The sequence below is a fragment of the Intrasporangium sp. genome (genome assembly GCF_051961875.1).
Lineage (GTDB): Bacteria > Actinomycetota > Actinomycetes > Actinomycetales > Dermatophilaceae > Intrasporangium_A.
Genome location: NZ_JBQCCV010000030.1, coordinates 1 through 2,605, shown reverse-complemented (window position 1 = coordinate 2,605; position 2,605 = coordinate 1). Strand labels below are relative to the sequence as shown.

General features: G+C 71.9%; 1 protein-coding gene and 1 pseudogene. Both read right to left on the bottom strand.

All coding sequences use genetic code 11. The features are described from left to right. Positions 1-30: 30 nt before the first annotated feature. On the bottom strand, positions 31-1,491 hold the full coding sequence (locus tag ACTHJJ_RS01845) for a glutamate synthase subunit beta (RefSeq protein WP_440301233.1): 1,461 nt from the start codon (positions 1,489-1,491) through the stop codon (positions 31-33). Beyond that, a pseudogene (locus ACTHJJ_RS01840) lies at positions 1,484-2,605 on the bottom strand (glutamate synthase subunit alpha); the annotation flags it as partial. The pseudogene ACTHJJ_RS01840 and the gene ACTHJJ_RS01845, both read right to left, overlap by 8 nt.

Below are 2,605 nucleotides of genomic sequence, written 5' to 3'. Positions count from 1 at the left end.
GCTCCCGGCGCGGGGCCGGGAGCCCGCGCCTCACAGGACCGTGATGGCCCGGTCGGTCGGCGCGACGGGCGCCGGCAGGATGGTCGAGCCCATGAGGTGGCGGTCCACGGCGGCCGCCGCGGCGCGGCCCTCCGCGATCGCCCAGACGATGAGCGACTGGCCGCGGCCGGCGTCGCCCGCGACGAAGATGCCGGGCACCTCCGTCATGTAGTCGGCGTCGCGGGAGACGTTCCCGCGGTCGTCGAAGCCTGCCTGGACCTGCTCGGCGATGCCGGCCGGCTCCGCGCCGGTGAAGCCGAGCGCGAGGAAGACGAGGTCCGCGGGAATGATCCGCTCGGTGCCGGCCTTGGGCAGGCGGCGCCCGTCGACGTACTCGGTCTCGGCGACCTTGATGCCGGCGAGCCGGCCGTTCTCCCCCACGAACTCGACGGTCGAGGCGAGGTAGGTACGCTCGCCGCCTTCCTCGTGGGCGGTGGCGACCTCGAAGAGGGTCGGGAACATCGGCCAGGGCTGGTGCGCGGGCCGCTCGGCCGGGGGCTGCTTGCCGATGGCGAGGGTCGTCACCGAGGCGGCCTGCTGGCGGTGGGCGGTGCCGATGCAGTCGGCGCCGGTGTCGCCGCCGCCGAGGATGACCACGTGCTTGCCGCGTGCGTCGATCTGGGCGGGGACGGTGTCGCCCGCGACCACCCGGTTGGACTGCACGAGGTAGTCCATCGCGTAGTGGACCCCGTCGAGGTGGCGGCCGGGGATCGGCAGGTCGCGCGGGACGGTCGCGCCGGTCGCGATGACGACGGCGTCGTACCGCCTGCGCAGCTGGTCCCAGCTGACGTCCTTGCCCACCTCGACGCCCGTCCGGAAGCGGGTGCCCTCCGCCTGCATCTGGGCGAGGCGGCGGTCGATGACGTCCTTCTCCATCTTGAAGTCCGGGATGCCGTACCGCAGGAGGCCGCCGATGCGGTCATCCCGCTCGTAGACCGCGACGGTGTGGCCGATGCGGGTGAGCTGCTGCGCGGCGGCGAGGCCCGCCGGCCCGGACCCGACGACCGCGACGGTCTTGCCCGTGAGGCGCGCCGGCGGAAGGGGCTCGACCCAGCCGGCGTCGAACGCCTCCTCGGCGATCGAGACCTCGATCTGCTTGATCGTCACCGCGGGCTGGTTGATGCCGAGGACGCAGGCGCTCTCGCAGGGCGCGGGGCACAGCCGCCCGGTGAACTCGGGGAAGTTGTTCGTCGCGTGCAGCCGCTCCGAGGCGTCCTGGCCCTCGCCGCGGCGGGTGAGGTCGTTCCATTCGGGGATGAGGTTCCCGAGGGGGCACCCGTGGTGGCAGAACGGCACGCCGCAGTCCATGCAGCGGGAGGCCTGCCGGCGGAGGACGGTGCCCTCCTGCCGGGCCTCGTACACTTCCTTCCAGTCCATGATGCGGACCGGGACTGGGCGCCGCTGCTGCGTTTCACGCTGGCGCACTTTCATGAATCCGCGTGGGTCAGCCACCGGTCACCTCCAGGATGCGAGACCAAACTTCTTCGCCGTCCGGGTCCAGGCCCTCCTCGAGGGCGGACAGACGGGTCTGCAGCACCGCTGCATAGTCGCGCGGGAGGACCTTGGTGATCCTGGCCGCGGTGTCGTCGAAATTGTCGAGCAGCCGCTGGGCAAGGGCGGAGTCGGTCTCCTCGATGTGCTTGACGAGCAGGTTGCGCACGATGTCGCGGTCCTCGTCGTCGAGCTCGATCAGCTGCAGGTCCCCGGAGTCCAGGGCCTGCTTGTTCACGCGGCTCGGCTTGAGGTCGAGCACGAAGGCGGTGCCGCCGGACATGCCGGCGCCGAAGTTCCGCCCGGTGCGTCCGAGGATGAGCGCCTGGCCTCCGGTCATGTACTCGCAGCCGTGGTCGCCGATGCCCTCGACGACGGCCGTCGCGCCGGAGTTGCGCACGAGGAACCGCTCGCCGACCTGTCCGCGCAGGAACAGCTCGCCGCCCGTGGCGCCGTAGCCGATCACGTTGCCCGCGATCACGTTGTGCTCCGCGGGGAACACGTTGGTCCGGTCGGGGCGGACGATGATCCGGCCGCCCGAGAGGCCCTTGCCGACGTAGTCGTTGGAGTCGCCGACCAGCCGCAGGGTGACCCCGCGCGGCAGGAACGCGCCGAAGCTCTGGCCGGCCGAGCCGGTGAGCGTGACGTCGATCGTGTCGTCGGGCAGCCCCTCGGCGCCCCACCGCGTCGTCACCTCGTAGCCGAGCATCGTGCCGACCGTGCGGTTGACGTTGCGCACCGGCAGGTCGAGGCGCACCTTGTCACCGGAGCGCAGCGCGCCCTCGCACAGCTGGATCAGCGTGTTGTCCAACGCCTTCTCCAGGCCGTGGTCCTGCGCCTTCGTGCGGTGGCGCGCGGTGCCCGGCGGCAGCTGCGGCATCGCGAAGATCGGCGCGAGGTCCATACCCTCGGTCTTCCAGTGCCGCACCGCGTCGTCGACGTCGAGCACCTCGGCGTGCCCGACGGCCTCGGCCAGCGTGCGGAAGCCCAGCTGCGCCAGGTATTCGCGCACCTCCTGCGCGACGAAGCGCATGAAGTTGACGACGTATTCGGGGCGCCCGTCGAAGCGCTTGCG